Source organism: Thiothrix lacustris DSM 21227, from assembly GCF_000621325.1.
GTDB classification, from domain to species: Bacteria; Pseudomonadota; Gammaproteobacteria; order Thiotrichales; family Thiotrichaceae; genus Thiothrix; species Thiothrix lacustris.
The window spans coordinates 1-16,525 of record NZ_JHYQ01000029.1 but is presented as its reverse complement, the minus strand read 5'-3'; the positions used below and the strand labels follow the sequence as shown (position 1 = coordinate 16,525).

At 52.2% G+C, this 16,525-nt stretch carries 16 protein-coding genes and 1 rRNA gene; 11 read left to right on the top strand and 6 right to left on the bottom strand.

The window, feature by feature from the left end; translation table 11 throughout:
• Window positions 1-52 precede the first annotated feature (52 nt).
• The 6 genes from Q394_RS21615 (at window position 53) to Q394_RS0113980 (ending at window position 7,737) form a co-directional block, all read left to right on the top strand.
• Window positions 53-1,111, top strand: a complete 1,059-nt coding sequence (locus Q394_RS21615; protein ID WP_051543459.1) for a glycine-rich domain-containing protein — start codon at window positions 53-55, stop codon at window positions 1,109-1,111.
• A gap of 98 nt (window positions 1,112-1,209) precedes the next feature.
• Window positions 1,210-2,439 carry a LuxR family transcriptional regulator gene (locus Q394_RS21610; protein ID WP_028489817.1) on the top strand — a complete coding sequence of 410 codons (1,230 nt, stop codon included), beginning with the start codon at window positions 1,210-1,212 and terminating at the stop codon, window positions 2,437-2,439.
• A gap of 196 nt (window positions 2,440-2,635) precedes the next feature.
• Entirely contained in the window at window positions 2,636-3,829 is a 1,194-nt protein-coding gene (locus Q394_RS0113995) for an aspartate aminotransferase family protein (RefSeq protein ID WP_028489816.1), read from the top strand.
• Window positions 3,826-4,776, top strand: a complete 951-nt coding sequence (gene argF / locus Q394_RS0113990; protein WP_425426774.1) for an ornithine carbamoyltransferase — start codon at window positions 3,826-3,828, stop codon at window positions 4,774-4,776. Before Q394_RS0113995 ends, argF begins: the two co-directional genes overlap by 4 nt.
• A complete protein-coding gene (locus tag Q394_RS20465; RefSeq protein WP_051543458.1) occupies window positions 4,773-5,597 on the top strand; it encodes an exodeoxyribonuclease III in 825 nt (274 codons plus the stop codon). Before argF ends, Q394_RS20465 begins: the two co-directional genes overlap by 4 nt.
• Window positions 5,542-7,737: a patatin-like phospholipase family protein gene (locus Q394_RS0113980; RefSeq protein WP_028489814.1), complete on the top strand. Its 2,196-nt coding sequence runs from the start codon at window positions 5,542-5,544 to the stop codon at window positions 7,735-7,737. The genes Q394_RS20465 and Q394_RS0113980 overlap by 56 nt, the downstream gene beginning before the upstream one ends.
• Window positions 7,738-7,774: 37 nt before the next feature.
• Here the strand turns inward: Q394_RS0113980 and Q394_RS0113975 are convergent, their stop codons facing one another.
• Genes Q394_RS0113975 through Q394_RS0113965 form a run of 3 tightly spaced genes read right to left on the bottom strand, consistent with a single transcriptional unit; the run spans window position 7,775 to window position 9,623 of the window.
• Window positions 7,775-8,335 (bottom strand): YceI family protein, encoded by a 561-nt coding sequence (locus Q394_RS0113975; protein ID WP_028489813.1) that lies wholly within the window; start codon window positions 8,333-8,335, stop codon window positions 7,775-7,777.
• Between the two features lie 22 nt (window positions 8,336-8,357).
• Window positions 8,358-8,909, bottom strand: a complete 552-nt coding sequence (locus Q394_RS0113970; protein WP_028489812.1) for a cytochrome b — start codon at window positions 8,907-8,909, stop codon at window positions 8,358-8,360.
• A complete protein-coding gene (locus Q394_RS0113965) occupies window positions 8,910-9,623 on the bottom strand; it encodes a pirin family protein (protein WP_038141624.1) in 714 nt (237 codons plus the stop codon).
• Window positions 9,624-9,727: 104 nt separating this feature from the next.
• Between Q394_RS0113965 and Q394_RS0113960 the strand changes: the two genes are divergently transcribed.
• Window positions 9,728-10,618, top strand: coding sequence for a LysR family transcriptional regulator (locus tag Q394_RS0113960; RefSeq protein ID WP_028489810.1), 891 nt, complete (start codon window positions 9,728-9,730; stop codon window positions 10,616-10,618).
• On the opposite strand, the gene Q394_RS0113955 is transcribed toward Q394_RS0113960, so the two are convergent.
• From Q394_RS0113955 to Q394_RS0113945, 3 genes are read right to left on the bottom strand one after another with little or no spacing between them, the layout of a single operon-like run.
• Window positions 10,619-11,221 carry a DedA family protein gene (locus Q394_RS0113955; protein WP_028489809.1) on the bottom strand — a complete coding sequence of 201 codons (603 nt, stop codon included), beginning with the start codon at window positions 11,219-11,221 and terminating at the stop codon, window positions 10,619-10,621.
• A gap of 47 nt (window positions 11,222-11,268) precedes the next feature.
• The gene (locus tag Q394_RS0113950; protein ID WP_028489808.1) at window positions 11,269-12,690 is read right to left on the bottom strand and encodes a PhoH family protein; all 1,422 of its coding nucleotides are present in this window, start codon (window positions 12,688-12,690) and stop codon (window positions 11,269-11,271) included.
• 20 nt (window positions 12,691-12,710) lie between these two features.
• The gene (locus Q394_RS0113945) at window positions 12,711-13,184 is read right to left on the bottom strand and encodes a peroxiredoxin (RefSeq protein ID WP_028489807.1); all 474 of its coding nucleotides are present in this window, start codon (window positions 13,182-13,184) and stop codon (window positions 12,711-12,713) included.
• 115 nt (window positions 13,185-13,299) lie between these two features.
• On the opposite strand from Q394_RS0113945, the gene dapA reads away from it, so the two are divergent.
• The 4 genes from dapA to Q394_RS0113925 all read left to right on the top strand — a co-directional run.
• Window positions 13,300-14,181: a 4-hydroxy-tetrahydrodipicolinate synthase gene (gene dapA, locus Q394_RS0113940; protein WP_028489806.1), complete on the top strand. Its 882-nt coding sequence runs from the start codon at window positions 13,300-13,302 to the stop codon at window positions 14,179-14,181.
• Window positions 14,182-14,201: 20 nt separating this feature from the next.
• Entirely contained in the window at window positions 14,202-15,320 is a 1,119-nt protein-coding gene (bamC, locus tag Q394_RS20460; protein ID WP_051543457.1) for an outer membrane protein assembly factor BamC, read from the top strand.
• Window positions 15,320-16,084: an MBL fold metallo-hydrolase gene (locus tag Q394_RS0113930; RefSeq protein WP_211248817.1), complete on the top strand. Its 765-nt coding sequence runs from the start codon at window positions 15,320-15,322 to the stop codon at window positions 16,082-16,084. The genes bamC and Q394_RS0113930 overlap by 1 nt, the downstream gene beginning before the upstream one ends.
• A 364-nt stretch (window positions 16,085-16,448) precedes the next feature.
• A 16S ribosomal RNA gene (locus Q394_RS0113925) occupies window positions 16,449-16,525 on the top strand; the annotation flags it as partial.

The following is a 16,525-nucleotide window of genomic DNA, read 5'->3' as shown; positions in this document are numbered from 1 at the left end:
GTTATCTGTGTAAAACAGGAGGTGTATCTCAAGCCGATAACGGAGGTTTACCATGAACACTACTTTTCCTGTTGCGTTACAAGATCATCCTGAGTGGGTGGATTTATACCAACGTCTACACGCTTTTCAGGTCAGTACCTATGAGGATGTGCCACTGGCATTTCTGGGGAAGCTGGCGCGGATGAATGGCTGGACGGTCGCTTATACCGAACGGGTGTTTACTGAATATAAGCGTTTCTTGTTTCTCACCATGACGGCTGGACATTTTGTTTGCCCCTGTGAAGCGGTTGATCAAACGTGGCATTTTCACCTGATTTACACAGAATCCTACTGGCAGGATTTGTGCGGCACAGTATTGGGTAAACCGTTGCATCATATTCCTTCTCGTGGTGGGCTGGATGAGCGCAATGCTTTCTACCGTGACTACGCAGAAACCTTAGCGAGTTACGAACACTGGTTTGGTGAAAAGCCACCGGCAGATATTTGGGAATCCCCCGGTGAGCGCTTACGTGACACGCCTTACTTACGCTTGGTGAATACCCGTACTCATGGGGTGATCAAGCGCCTGATAAACAAGGGTTCAGTGCATCATGGTTGGGTACGTAAAGGGCTGTGGTTCGGCACGCTGGGGTTGGCGGGATTTATTGGTGTTACGCAGGCTGGTGATATGCCAACCCTAGAGGATGTTGAGGTGGCAGCAATCTGGCTGATGCCCTGGCTGATTCCGCTGATTATTGTTTTGTGGAGCTTGTATGGGGTAGTCAAAGCTGTGTGGAATGATCCATGGGGGTGTTTGTTGCCACTGGCTGGCTTTGGAGCATTCTTTATATCCTTTTTCTTTTTGGGTGGATGGAGTTGGATTTTGTTGTTGATAGGCGTGATTTCCTATGCTGCTTGGAGTAATCAGCGTTGCCCGCAGTGCAAGGCTCGGCATGTATTTAAACCAACGGGGGTACAGAATAAGGATGCGCAAGAAGCAGAGCATCAGTGTAGTAGCTGTGGTTATACCGCATGGATTTCCACACGTAGCAGTAATGGCGGCGGCGGTGGCGGTGACGCTGACGGCGGCTGCGGCGGAAGCGGCGGAAGCGGCGGCAGTGGTGGTGGTTAATTGATGGTAATTTGAATCACAATAGGGTGCTGGGGTGCTTATTATCCGCTAGATAGACTAAACTTCTAGCGGATAATCGGTTTCAACAGGAGCAACCAATGGGGCAGTATCGTACTCTGAAGCTTGGTGTGTTGGGCGTGATGATGTTGGGTAGCAGTGTTACGGTAAATTCAGCTGTGGTGCCAGAAAAAGTAGTGTTTGGTTACAGTATGGATGGCTGGCCGGTAAGTTCATCTCATTGGGTGCAAGGGGAAACTGCGGGTATCGGTGCGGGGTTTTGTGCCGATTTATGGGATTATCTTGAAGAGAATGGTTACTCGCTGGACTGGAAAGAGTTGCGGTTTGATACGCGCTTTGTAGCTTTTGCTGAAGGCTTGCATGGCAGAGCGGGTATTGAGTGTGGGCCAACTTCTCGTACCCCTGAGCGGGAAGCGCTGCTACAGCCTGCTGATGGTCGGTTCAAAGGGGTATTTTCACAGCCATTTGCCGTGACACCGACCAAGTTATTGCTGAGAAACACCAAGCTAGAGACGTTTTATACGAATCCAGCCTCGATCAGGATTGGCGTTCTGCAAGCCAGCGGGGATGTGTCATTACCTGTAACAACTACCTCACTGCTTGCTAAAGTATTTCCCACTGCACAAATCAAGCCGCTGGCCAGTCGTAAAGAGGCTGTTGAGCGTTTGCTGGAACCCGTTGAGGCAGAGAGTGCCTTGGATGCTTACGCCAGCGATGAAATCTTGTTGAATGGTATTCTGATGAATCCTGCTGAGATACCCCAAGAGGTACGTGATCAATACACGATTGAGCCACCTTTTGGCGGCTTTTCGCGGGAAGAATACGCCATTATTGTTTACAACAATCCTGCTCTACTCGAAAAAGTGAATGTTTGGCTGACATTACCCACCAGTTTGGCGGCAGCCGCCAACTTGCAACCAGAAATGGATACTTTCACGCGCCTGTTGGTTTGGTTGAATCGTACCGACCATTTGGTTAAAGCTCGCTTGTCACTCACCGTGATAGCGTTATTGGGTGCAATCAGCATTCTGTTGTTCATGGGGCGCTCGCGGCTGCGGGTAAAATCATTGAGGGCGCAAACCTCCGAGGAACCTTCCGCTGTTCCCGCTGAAACCAATACCCTGACCCCTCAGCAGTTGCGTGTTGCGCGTTTATGGGCAAATGGCCATCAGGCGGGAGTGATTGCCAAAATGTTGGATATTGGTTCATCCCGCACGGTTGAAAGCCATGTGAGAACCATTTACCAAAAAACAGCGACAACTAATCGAACTGAGTTGCTCAAAAACCTTCAAGAACGTGATCTGCTTTAGTTCGCTTTAATCAGCTCACGACAGGTATTTGACCCCTGAAAAATCCGCCTGACAGAAAGCGCTTGACAAGGCACTAATTTGGTGATTGACAAGCGCAAGTCGATTGCCTATAGTCTTCGGCTTTCTCGCAAAGGCAGCCTGTCTGGGCTGCCTTTCGCATTTTTGGCTGTTATGGCTATTTTTTGGAGGTTTTGCCGTGACTAATGCAGTAATGCCGACGTATGCACGTTTGCCGGTCACTTTCGCGAAAGGCGAAGGTGCTTTCCTGTGGGATACCGCAGGCAAACAATACTTGGATGCCCTCAGTGGCATTTCCGTTTGCAACGTTGGTCATGCGCGACGCGAGGTGGCAGATGCCATTTGTGCGCAAGCCCATGAGTTGTTGCACACCTCCAATCTGTATCAGATCGAACACCAGCAGGCGTTGGCAGAAAAGCTGTGTGCGTTGTCCGGTTTCGAGAACGTGTTTTTCGGCAATTCCGGTGCGGAAGCGAACGAAGCCGCCATCAAGATTGCGCGTCTGTATGGCCATAATAAAGGTGTCGAAATCCCCACGGTGGTGGTGATGAGCAATGCCTTCCACGGGCGCACCATGGCAACCGTGACCGCGACCGGCAACCCTAAGGCGCAAGCCGGATTTGGCCCTTTGGTCGAAGGTTTCGTGCGCGTTGAATACGGTGATGCCGATGCGGTAGCCGCTTTGGGCAGCAACCCGAATATCGTCGCGGTGCTGGTCGAACCCGTGCAGGGCGAAGGCGGTATCCGCATTCCGGCAGACGATTATTTGCCACGTTTACGCGCTATCTGCGACCAGCACGATTGGCTGCTGATGGTGGATGAAATCCAGTCCGGCATGGCGCGTACCGGCAAGTGGTTTGCGTTCCAGCATTCTGGCATTCAGCCGGATGTGATGACGCTGGCCAAAGCGCTCGGCAATGGCGTGCCGATTGGTGCGTGTCTGGCGGGTGGTAAAGCGGCCAATGTGTTTGGCCCCGGCAATCATGGCTCGACGTTTGGCGGTAATCCGCTGGCGTGCCGTGCGGCGCGTGCCGTGATTGGCGTGATGGAACAAGAAAACCTGCCAGCCCGTGCGGCTGAGTTGGGTGAATACTTCCTGTCGCAATTCCGCGCAAAACTGGCGGGTGAGACAGGTGTACGCGAGATTCGTGTGAAAGGTTTGATGGTGGGAGTGGAACTGGAACGTGATTGCGGCGAGTTGGTGAAACAGGCTTTGGAGAGTGGTCTGTTGCTCAATGTTACGGCTGGCAATGTTATCCGCTTGTTACCACCCTTAATCATTACGCACGAACAGGCCGATCACATAATAACTATGGTAACTGCATTGGTGCAGGCATTCTTGCACCCCGCTGCTGGAGAGAGACCCTCATGACAACGATGAATAATAAACCTGTCAGGCATTTTCTGACGTTAACTGACTTTACTCCGGTTGAATTGATCAGCCTGATTGGTCGTGCCATTCAACTCAAGGCGATGTGGAAACGTGGGGAAACCCATGAGCCGCTGCACCTGCGCACCTTGGCGATGATTTTCGAGAAATCGTCTACCCGTACCCGCGTGTCGTTTGAAGCGGGCATGACCCAATTGGGCGGGCATTCCATGTTCCTGTCGCCCAACGATACCCAGTTGGGGCGGGGTGAGCCGATTGAAGATTCTGCGCGGGTGATTTCGCGCATGGTCGATGTGGTGATGATCCGCACCTTTGAGCAGGAAAAAGTGGAGCTGTTTGCGGCGAATTCCCGCGTGCCAGTCATCAACGCGTTGACGGATAAATTCCACCCTTGCCAGTTGTTGGCGGACATGATGACGTGGATCGAACAGCGCGGACTGCCCAACGGCAAAACCGTGGCGTGGATTGGCGATGGTAATAATATGTGCCATTCGTGGATGAATGCGGCGATGCTGTTCGGCTTCCACTTGAATGTGGCTTGCCCGGAAGGCTACGACCCGGACGGGGATGTGATCTCAGCAACGGCTGGGCACGTGACCTTTTTCCGTGATCCTAGCGCAGCGGCCAAAGGTGCGGATGTGGTGGTCACGGATACGTGGGCAAGCATGGGTCAGGAAGCGGAAAAGAAAATCCGTGAAACAGCCTTCGCCGGGTATCAAGTCACCACCGACATGATGCAACTGGCAACGCCGGATGCGCTGTTTATGCACTGCCTGCCTGCTTACCGTGGCATGGAAGTTTCTGCTGAAGTCATGGATGGTGCGCAAAGCGTGGTCTGGGATGAGGCCGAGAACCGCTTGCACGCCCAGAAAGCCTTGTTGGAAGTGCTGCTGTGCGGTTTCCCGGAAGGCACTTCTGAGGCGGCATGAGAATAATTTCAGCCAACACCAACGGCATCCGCTCTGCGGCGAAAAAAGGCTTCTTCGAGTGGATGAAGCAGCAGCAGGCGGATGTGGTGTGCATTCAGGAAACCAAGGCGCAAATCCATCAACTGCAAGAAAACCCCGCGCTGTTTTTCCCGGAAGGCTACCATTGCTATTACCATGATGCCATCAAGAAAGGCTACAGTGGGGTAGCGCTTTATTGCCGTACCCAGCCGGATGACGTCATCATGGGGATGGGCAATGCGGAATTCGATGCGGAAGGCCGTTACATTGAAGCGCGTTTTGGCAAACTGAGCGTGATTTCCTTGTACTTGCCTTCCGGCTCGTCGAGTGAAGAGCGTCAGCAAGCCAAGTACCGTTGCATGGATCATTTTCTGCCGTTGATGGAGCAGATGAAAGCCTCCGGGCGTGATTACATCATCTGCGGCGACTGGAACATTGCCCACCAAAACATCGACATCAAAAACTGGAAGGGCAACCTGAAAAATTCCGGTTTCTTGCCGGAAGAACGCGCTTGGCTGGACAAGTTGTTCGGTGAGGTCGGCTTTGTGGATGGTTTCCGTGAAGTGAATCAGGAAGCCGAACAGTATACGTGGTGGTCAAACCGTGGGCAGGCGTGGGCAAAGAATGTCGGTTGGCGGATTGATTACCAAATTCTTTCGCCATCACTGCAAGGCAAGGTGAGCGCAGCGGCGATTTATAAAGATGAACGCTTCTCCGATCATGCGCCGCTGAGCTTGGATTACGTGTATGAAATTCCTTGTCAGTCTGTTGTTGCTGCTAACGCTGGGTCTGTCACCGGCTAACGCGGATACCGAGCCTCGTCCCAAAATCGGTTTGGTGCTGGGCGGCGGCGGGGCTGCCGGGGTAGCGCACGTCGGTGTGCTCAAAGTGTTGGAAGCCAACCATATTCCCATTGACGTGATTGCGGGCAATAGCATGGGCGCGATTGTCGGCAGTTTGTATGCCTCCGGCATGAGTGCCGATGACATCGAAAAAGTGGTGCACGATCTCGATTGGATCAATCTGTTCCGCGACGACCCTTCTTACCAAATCAAATCGTATGACCAAAAGCAGCAGAGCGCGGATTTTTTCAGTGCCTTCAGTTTGGGTGTGTCCAAGGATGGGGTGAAACTACCCGGCGGCCTGATTGACGGGCAGCGGCTGATGTTTGAGTTGCGCCGCTTGCTCAAGCCGGTGGATCGGGTCACTGACTTTGACCGTTTGCCGATTCCGTTTCGGGCGGTGGCCACCGATATCCGTACCGGCGAAACCGTGGTATTGAAACAAGGCAATCTGGCGACAGCGGTACGTGCCAGCATGTCGATTCCGGGGTTGTTTGCACCCGTGACTATCGACAACCGTTTGCTGGTGGATGGTTTGGTGTCGAACAACTTGCCGGTGGATATCGCGCGGCAAATGGGCGCTGACATTGTGATCGTTTCCAGCATTCCGCCTGAAGCCAACCGCAAGCTGGATTCGGCGCTGGACATCAGTTTGCAGTCGATGGATTTGCTGATGCGCAAGACCAGTGATACGCAGTTGGCGAGCCTGACGGATAAGGACATTCTGATCCAGCCGCCGGTGGGCGATATTGGCAATCTGGCGTTTGACCGGGTCGCTGAAACCATTCCGCGTGGCGTACAAGGGGCGAATGCAACATTAGGGGCTTTAAAGAAACTGGCCGTATTGCCGGAACAGATGCCGCGCCGCGCCAGTGTCCAGCCCAAGACAGTGGGTCGCCCGATCAAACTGGCACGGGTACAGCTTGAGAATGAGTCATCCTTGAGTGATAAGCTGGTGTTGCAAAAACTGGGTATCCAATCGGGTGAGGTACTCGACGACCAGCGTTTGCAGGCGGGGTTGGACAGAGTGTACAGCTTGGGGTATTTCAGTCTGGTAGATTACCACCTGACGCCACGCCCGGATGGTGATTACGATCTCAAGGTGATGGCACGCAAGGCTGACCAAGGCGATCAGCGGATCAGTACCGGGTTTGCGTTGAGCGATGACTTTAATGGCGACACCGGGTATCAGGCTGGGGTGAAATACGTGCGCAAGGGTTTGACAACGCAGGGGACGGAGTTGCGCCTGCAAGGGGTGATCGGCGAACGCATTCTCGCCAAAGCCGAATTGCACCATCCCTTGCAGGATGGCAAGGAAACCTTTGTCGCTCCCAGTGCGTGGTATCAGGAACGCGATGCCAGCATTTTGCAAGGCACACAACAGGTGGCAGAGTTGCGGGCGAGTGAAGGTGGGGCGCAGTTCGATGTGGGGCGTGCCCTGGGTAATAATGCCGAAGTCCGTGCTGGGGTGTTTTACCAGCACATTACGCCGGAGGTGAAAACCGGCACGCTGACTTTACCCGATGACTCGCTGGCTGAGGCGGGAGTAACCTTGCAATATCAGTCGGATACACTGGATTCGGTGAATTTCCCCACCAAGGGCGGGCGGGTGACGGCTGCATATACGCAGGGTATTCAGGAGATGGGGAGCGATACGGATTTTTCTCGGATTGAACTGAAAGGTGAGCGGGTTTTGAGTCGCGATAAACACCGTTTGATCGTGAGTGGGCAGGTCGGTGCCAAGGCCAATAACGATGATGGCTTGGTGTTCAGTGCCAGTAATGCGAGCGGGGATTTGCAAACCGGGCGGTTGTCATTTGTCGATAATGACCAGTTGGTGGGTAATTATACGCTGGATGGTTCCTTGACCTATATGCGTCAGCTTGCCGAAATACCGCAGGTAGCCAAAGTGCATGTGGGGGCGTCGGTGGGTGGCAGTCAGGCGTGGCAACAAGCGAATGAGGTGAGCCTGAGCGATTTACGGGCGACTGGTTCAGTCTTTTTGGGTGGGGAAACACCGATTGGCCCTGCATTCATCGGGGTACGCAAGACCGAAGGCTTTGATCATGAAGCTTATTTCAATTTTGGGCGGGATTTTTAAGAGAGATAGGGCGTGATCGCTCACGCCCTAGTACTTCTTATTTCTTCACGCCTTCTACCGCCAGAATCATCTCGACTTCTTTAGAGGCAGGCCCCAAATCTTTCTCGATGCCGAAGTCTGCCAAGGCAAACTTGGTGCTACCCTCAAAGCCTCGGCGGAAACCACCCCACGGATCAGCGCCTGCGCCAATTTCTTTCACGTCAATCGTGATCGGCTTGGTGACACCGTGCAGGGTCAGGTTGCCTTCCAGCTTGCCGCCGCTGTATTTTGTGCTGACGAATTTGGCTTCCGGGAATTTTTTCACGTCCAAAAAATCTTCCCCGCTCAGGTGCTTGTCACGCTCGGCGTGGTTGCTGTTGACGCTGGTGGTGTCGATGGTCACTTCGACCTTGGTGTCTTCCGGCTTGGCTTCGTCGTAGCTGAAGTTGCCGCTGAACTTGTCGAAACGCCCGTACAGCCAGCTATAGCCCAGATGCTGGATGCGGAACTGGATGGAGGCGTGCATTCCTTCGGTGTCGATAGTGTAGTCGTCCGCATACGCGGCATTGCCTGCCAGTAAACCGAGGGTTAGCAGTGAGCTTGCGATAATGGTTTTCATGAGGTTCTCCCAATGTTTGGTATTAACCTTTGCCCAACATGCGGGTCAAGGTCTTGTCTTTCCAGTAAAAATGGTGGATGAGTGCGGCGAGTGCATGTACACCCACCAGAAAAATGAACAGGGTGGCGACGATTTCGTGGATGTCGCCCGCCAGTTCACCGCGATCCTTGTCTGCGGGCAAGAGTGCGGGTAGCTCGAACAGGTCGAACACATTAATGCCATGCCCTTTCGCGGTGGAAATCAGGTAGCCACTGATAATGATCACGACCAGCAGGCCATACAAGGCGATATGCCCTAATTTGCCTGCGAGATGGGTGAGGTCAGGCGCACGGCTTACAGTGGGCAAAGGGCGCGGTTGGGCATAAACCCAAGCTAGCCGTACCAGCAGCAAGCCCGCCAACAGCACACCCGTGGCTTTATGCAAGGTAGGCAGGGTGTGGTACAAGCGGTCGTAATATTCCAGATCGACCATGTAAGTGCCGACGCAATACATGCCAATCAGTGCCACCGCCATCAGCCAATGCAGCAGGATTGAAACCCAGCCGTAAGCCTGTGGTGAATTTCTCAGTTGCATTTATTCCCTCGCTATGGGCAAATCAAATACCAAAAACTCTGCCGTTGAATCGCTGGAAAAGGCGAGTTCTAGCGGTGTTGCTTCGGGTATGGCTAAAGCATCCCCAGCCTGTAGGGTCATACCGTTTAGTATCAAGCTGCCGCGTGCCACATGTACATAAACCGCACGCTTGTCCGGTTTCGCCCAATGAGCGGTTTCCCCGGCTGCCAGAATGCTGGCGTACAAACAGGTGTCAGTATTTATGTTCAGTGAACCGTCACGTCCATCCGGCGTTACCAGTAATTGTAGTTTGCCACGCCGTTGCTCTAGCGGGAAATGCACTTGCGCATAACCGGGTTGGATACCCGTGACAGTCGGTAAGAGCCAGATTTGCAGTAAATGTACAGCCTCTGTTTCAGAATGGTTGAATTCCGAATGCAAAATGCCGCGCCCGGCACTCATGCGTTGCACATCGCCGGGGCGGATGGCGCTGCCATTGCCGAGGCTGTCTTTATGCGACAACGCGCCTTCCATCACGTAAGTGACGATTTCCATGTCACGATGCCCGTGCATCGGGAAGCCACCTTTTGCGGCTACCCAGTCTTCATTGATCACCCGTAGCGATGAAAAGTTCATGCGAGCAGGATCGTGGTATTCGCTGAAGGAAAAGCTGTGGCGGCTTTCCAGCCATTCATTTTTGAATGCGCCGCGTGAATCTGCGTGGATGTGTTCCATGATGTGCTCCTGATAACTTGTCTTTACTTGAGTAGCAGGATAATGTTTAATCTTATTTTGATAAAGTCATTATTATTACATTAACTATAAACAAGAGGTTGATAATGAGCCGTCTGGAATACATGGGTAATTTTGTCGCCATCGTTGATGGTGGCAGCATTACTGCCGCTGCTGACAAGCTGGAATTGACTGTTGCCGCTGTGAGCAAGCGCTTGAAAATGCTGGAAACGGAGTTGGGGGTGCGCTTGCTGACCCGCAATACGCGCCAGCTTTCCCTGACGGAAGCTGGGCAATATTACTACCAACATTGCCGTGAAATTCAGGAAGAGGTTTCGCGGGTTGATCAGCATTTGCTCGCTATGCAAGGCACGTTGAGTGGCTCGTTACGCATTAATATGCCGATGACCTACGGCAAAGTGCGTTTGTCGCACTGGCTGATCCGTTTTTTGCAACAACACCCAGATATTCACCTCACTGCGCATTTGGATGATGCTTATACCGATGCAGCGAATGGCAATTACGACGTAGTGATCCGCATTGGGGTGCTGGAAGATTCACGGCTGGTCGCCCGTAAGCTGGAAAATGTTTACCTGATGCCGGTGGCTTCCCCGGCTTACCTGCAAGCTCAGGGTATGCCGCAAACCCCTGCTGATTTGGCGCACCACCAGTGTTTGCATTACACCAATGTTAGTCACCGTGAAGGCTGGACTTTTTATGATGAGGTCGGCAAGGCGCATAACGTGCAGATACGGGGGCAACTGTGCGCCAATAATGGCGAAGTACTGAAACAGGCGGCGATAGCGGGGATGGGAGTCGTCATGCTACCCGATTTTGAATTGATCGACGCGCTGGAAAAGGGTGAGTTAGTACGCATTCTGCCGGAGTACTCCGCACAAACCATTTCGGTCTATGCGGTTTACCCTAGTCGCCAGTTTTTGCCCGAAAAGACACGGGCATTGGTGGACTTTTTGATGCAGTCCTTACAGGTGGCGTAATTATGCCGGGCGGCGTTTCTGCCAGAAATAATAGCCAACTAGCACCATCGCGACGAAGCCTAGGACACTAGCAGTGATCAGTAGCTTGTTTTCCTCAATCAGCGCTTGATTGCCACCGATGAAATAGCCAAACAGTGCCAATACCAGCGACCACAGCCCCGCGCCTAGTACGGTATACAAGGCGAATTTCGCCGGATTCATCCGGGTGAGGCCAGCAGGTAAAGAGATCAGGTGGCGAATCCCTAGCACCAAGCGTCCGGTAAACGTGGAAATAGCGCCGTGCTTGAGGAAAAACGTATCCGTTTTTTGCAGCAAGGCGGGGCGCACGAAAAAGTATTTGCCGTACTTTTCCAAAAACGGGCGTCCCACCCACAAGGCGAAGGCATAGTTGATGGATGCACCCACCAAACTACCAAAAGTGGAGGCCAACACCACCAGGGTCAAGTCCATTTTTCCTTGGTGTGCCAACATGCCTGCGGGGATAACCACCAATTCACTCGGTACGGGTAATACGGTTGATTCCATCGCCATTGCAATGAAAATACCCCAATAACCCCATGCTTCAACCGTAGCGAGTACCCAGTTGATAAAATCGTGCAACATATCAAACCCTTTTGTTGTTCCCTGAGCGTAGTCGAAGGGATATTTAATTAAAGATGATCAGAAGCGTAATCCGCCAGACGTGAACGTTCGCCGCGTTGCAGCGTGACATGCCCGCCGTGTTCCCAGCCCTTGAAACGGTCTACCACATAGGTCAAGCCTGACGATGTTTCGGTCAGGTAAGGCGTATCAATTTGCGCAATATTGCCCAGACACACTACCTTGGTTCCCGGCCCTGCACGCGTAATCAGGGTTTTCATCTGTTTGGGTGTCAGATTTTGCGCTTCGTCGATGATGATATAACGATTCAGGAAGGTTCGACCACGCATAAAATTCAGAGATTTGATCTTGATCTTGCTCATCAGGAACTCATCCGTGGCGTTGCGTCCCCATTTGCCACCGTTGGTCGGTTGGGTCAGCACTTCGAGGTTATCCATCAATGCACCCATCCACGGAGCCATTTTTTCCTCTTCCGTACCGGGCAAAAAGCCGATGTCCTCGCCGACAGGCACGGTGACGCGGGTCATGATGATTTCTTTGTAAAGCTGCTCGTCGAGTAATTGTGCCAAGCCTGCCGCCAGTGTCAGCAAGGTTTTGCCTGTACCGGCCGCACCCAGCAGGGTCACGAAGTCGATGTCAGGATCCATGAGTAGGTTCAGGGCAAAGTTCTGCTCGCGGTTTCGCGCGGTAATGCCCCACACGGCATGGCGTGGTTCGGTGAAGTCACGGGTGGTTTCAATAACGACGTGATCAGCGGTTTTTTTGCGCACAATGGCCTGAAATGGCTGATCCCCCGGTAGGGCGAGGAAATGCCCCGGTAGCCATTCTTGTGTCAGGGGGCCAAACAGTTTGTAGAAGGTATGCCCGTGTTCCTTCCACGATTCCATCTCCTTATTATGCGCTTCCCAGAAATCCGCCGGTAGTTCGTGGAAACCGGTTGGTAGCAGGTCGGCATCATCCAGCACCTGGTCGTTGAAATAGTCTTCGGCTTTCAGGCCGACAATCGTGGCTTTGATGCGCAGGTTGATGTCTTTGGAAACCAGAATGACATCCCGTTCCGGGTATTTATCCCGCAAACTCAGTGCAACGCTGAGGATGGTGTTGTCCGGCGAATCACCGGGCAGCCCGGTCGGGGCAGGGGCGTTTAGTGCTTCGGTCTGGAACATCAGCTTGCCGCTGGGTGCTTTGCTGCCGCTCAGTAGCGTATTGCCAGCCAGTGGTACGCCTGCGTGGATGGATTCAGTACCGGCAGCCGAAATCAGGTCATCCATGAAGCGGCTGACTTGGCGCACGTTGCGAGCGACTTCGGAGACGCCTTTTTTGCTGTGGTCGAGTTCTTCCAACACCACCATCGGTAGGAAAATATCATGTTCTTGAAAGCGGAACAGGGCGGTAGGGTCGTGCATCAGCACATTGGTATCGAGGACAAACAGGCGTTTTTCGTGTGTATGGGGGGCTGGTATCGGACTCATGTTACTCCTAGGGGTCATGATTAGGATAATGCTTGCGCCGCCGTCAGCACGGCTGCCACATGGTTTTTGACAGAAACCTTCCGCCATTCATGGCGCAGGATGCCTTGTTTGTCAATCAGGAAGGTACTGCGTTCAATGCCGCGTACCTGTTTGCCATACATGTTTTTCAGTTTGATGACATCGAAGCATTGGCAGGCTGTTTCTTCCACATCCGCCAGTAGCTCAAACGGAAAGGTCTGTTTTGCTTTGAAATTCTCGTGCGATTTCAGGCTGTCGCGGGAAATGCCAAAAATCACTGTATCCGCTGCCTGAAACTGGGGGTAGGCATCGCGGAAGTCCTGACCTTCTGTGGTACAGCCGGGTGTGCTGTCCTTAGGATAAAAGTAGAGGATGACATGCGCCTTGTCTCGAAAATCAGACAGACGGAAAGTCAGGCCGGATGTGGCTGCCAAGCTAAAGTCGTCAACAGGGTTGCCAAGGGTCGGTGTGGTCATGATAGGTTCCTTTTTAGACACGTCTTTCAATGCGCCAAGCGCGGCAATATGGTAATGCTTGTGTTTCATTACCCGCCTCAGTAGTATGCTGTCAAATCATTTTTTGGAGGCTTGCATGTTTCGCGGCAGTATGGTGGCACTCATTACCCCGATGACAGCTAACGGGGATGTGGATGAGGCAGCGTTGGAAGCCCTGGTGGCGTTCCATCTGGAAAATGGCACTGATGCCATTGTAGCTGTGGGCACAACTGGCGAGTCGGCAACCTTGGATTACAAGGAACACCGGCATGTCATGAAACGTGTGATTCAACTGGTGGCAGGTAAGATTCCGGTCATCGCCGGGACAGGTTCTAATAGCACGGCAGAAGCGATTGAAATGACGCAAATCGCCATGCAGGACGGTGCAGATGCCTGTTTGCTGGTCACGCCTTACTACAATAAGCCGACGCAGGAAGGTTTGTATCAGCATCATAAGCTGATCGCCGAACGGGTCGCGATTCCGCAAATCCTCTATAATGTACCGGGTCGGACAGTCTGCGACATGTTGCCCAGTACCGTTGAACGCCTTGCGGCTATTTCCAATATCGTCGGTATCAAGGAAGCCACTGGCAATTTGGATCGTGTCACGGAAATCCAGCAGCGTTGTGGCGACAGCATCGACATTTACAGTGGCGATGATGCGACTGCGATGGAGTTAATCCTGATGGGCGGCAAGGGTGATATTTCAGTTACGGCTAACGTTGCCCCCAAAGCCATGCATGACATGTGTGCGGCGGCGTTGGCAGGTGATCGGGAAACCGCCAGCCGTATCAATGCGACGCTGGAAGATTTGCACCGTGACCTGTTCCTCGAACCCAACCCGATGCCAGTTAAATGGGCATTGGCGCAGATGGGTTTTGGGGATGAGCGCGGCATACGTTTACCGCTGGTACCTTGTTCTGATGCCATTAAGCCCCAATTACTGGCAGCCATGCGTAAAGCCGGTATTGAGTGTTAGTTTTCTAAACGGAATAGACAATGAGTCCCATGAATATTCTTCCTCTGTCACGTTCAGTGGTAGTTCTTGGTTCAGTGCTGGCCTTGTCGGCTTGCTCTGGGTTGAACATTGATTCAGTCGGCGAACGGGTGGATTACAAAAACAATAAAAGCATCAATTCGCTGGAAGTACCCCCTGATCTGAGTGCGCCGGATTATGATTCGACGTATGCCACTATCCCCGGTGGCTCGGTCAGCGCTGCTGCCTTGACAAGTGGTGAGGTGCAACGTGATAACCGTGTGGTGTTGCCGACGAACCCAGGGATTCAGCTTATGCGTGAAGGCAATGTCCGTTGGCTGCAGGTAGGTGCACCAGCGGAAGCCGTCTGGCCAAAGTTACAAGAATTCTGGAGCACGATGGGGGTTGATATTAAGCGTGATGAGCCGAGAGTTGGCATCATGGAAACCGATTGGGCAGAAAATAAAGCGGAAATTCCCCTCGACTTTATTCGCAAAACCATTGGTAAGGCGTTTGAAGGGGCGTATGACGCAGGTAGTCGTGATCGCTTCAAAATTCGTCTGGAGCGTCCAGCAGCACAAGCTACCAATATTTACCTGAGCCACGAGCGTGCTGAAGAATCAGTAAGTGGTACGGGGACGAAATGGCAATACGTGCCTGCCAGACCAGAGTTAGAAGCTGAAATGCTCAACCGCCTGATGGTTTTCCTGCAAGGTGGTGATGCTACGGCAGCTACAACGCCGACGGCAGCGACGCCTAAGCAAGCTGCTGTATCGGCGGCAATGGTTGCACTGGATGGTGGTCAGCCAGCATTGGCGGTCGGTGGTACTGCGAATGATGTCTGGATTCGTTCTGGTGTGATGCTAGGGCGTATTGGGATGAGTATTGAAGGCCAACAACGTGCTAATGGTATTTACCTTACTTCTTATAGTGGTGGCGCTGATGATGGTAAGCAGGGCTTCTTTGGTCGCCTGTTTAGCACTGACAAAGATGCGCTGAAAGTTGGTAGCAAGTATCAGGTGAAAATTGCTGATGCAGGTAACCGTAGCCTGATCACTGTCAGTGATGCTGGGGGTAATCCTCTTAAGCCTGCCGTTGCTACTGCTTTGCTGGAACGCCTCAAGTCTGAATTTGAGCGCTAATGTTGCGTTTTGCTTCCCTCGGTAGTGGTAGCAAAGGCAATGGAGCACTGATCGAGTCCGGCAAAACACGCCTTTTGCTGGACTGTGGTTTTAGTCTTAGTGAAACTGAACGACGTTTGCACCGTTTGGGGTGCTCGCCCCAATCCCTTACTGCCATTCTTGTTACCCACGAACACGGCGATCATGCTGCGGGGGTGGGGCGGCTTTCACGGCGTTACAACATCCCTGTATGGCTAACCGTTGGTACCTGTCATGCCATGCGTGACGTCAAGTTTGCCGAAACCCGTTATATTAATGTTCATCAGGCACTGGAAATTCAGGATTTACAGGTCACGCCATTCCCGGTTCCTCATGATGCCCGTGAACCCTGCCAGTTTGTATTCAGTAATGGTAATCACAAGCTGGGGATTCTGACGGATGTGGGAAGTCATACGCCGCTTATTCTGCAAATGCTTCAGCGGCTAGATGCGTTAATGTTAGAGTGTAATTATGACGCAACATTGCTGGCTGGTAGTGCTTATCCACCTTCATTAAAGGCACGGGTTGCTGGACGTTATGGGCATTTGGATAATAAACAATCAAAACATTTGCTGGAGCAGCTTGACTTAAGTCAATTGCAACATCTGGTTGGGATGCATTTGAGTGAGAATAACAACCTTCCTTCTTACGCGTATCAGGCGCTTTGTGAAGGAGTCGGTTGTGATAAAAGCTGGATTCAAGTTGCAAATCAAGCGGATGGCATAGATTGGCTAGAGATCCGATAAAAGCTTTCAAAAAAGTTTCATAAAAGCAGTTGACGGGCTGAACGTGGCCTGTATAATGCGCCACTCACTCAGGGCAGAAACGCTCTGAAACGAAAGCAGAATCAGTAACTTAGGTCATTATTCAGCTTTCGGAATCAACGAAAAGTTTTTGAAAAAGTGTTTGACACGAACTTCGAAAGCCTTTAAGATTCGCCCCTCGCTGCTTAGAGAGTAGCGCGCAGATTAACAAAAGAAGCCAGAAAACTTGTGTGGGGGCTTGCGATTGTGTTGAAAGGCACAGAAGCAAGCAACCATTGAGTTCACGTTAATATATTTTATACGTAATTTCGATGGATTTGCTCTTCAATTTCAAAAGATGAAGATTGAACTGAAGAGTTTGATCCTGGCTCAGATTGAACGCTGGCGGTATGCTTAAGACATGCAAGTCGAACGGAATCTTCG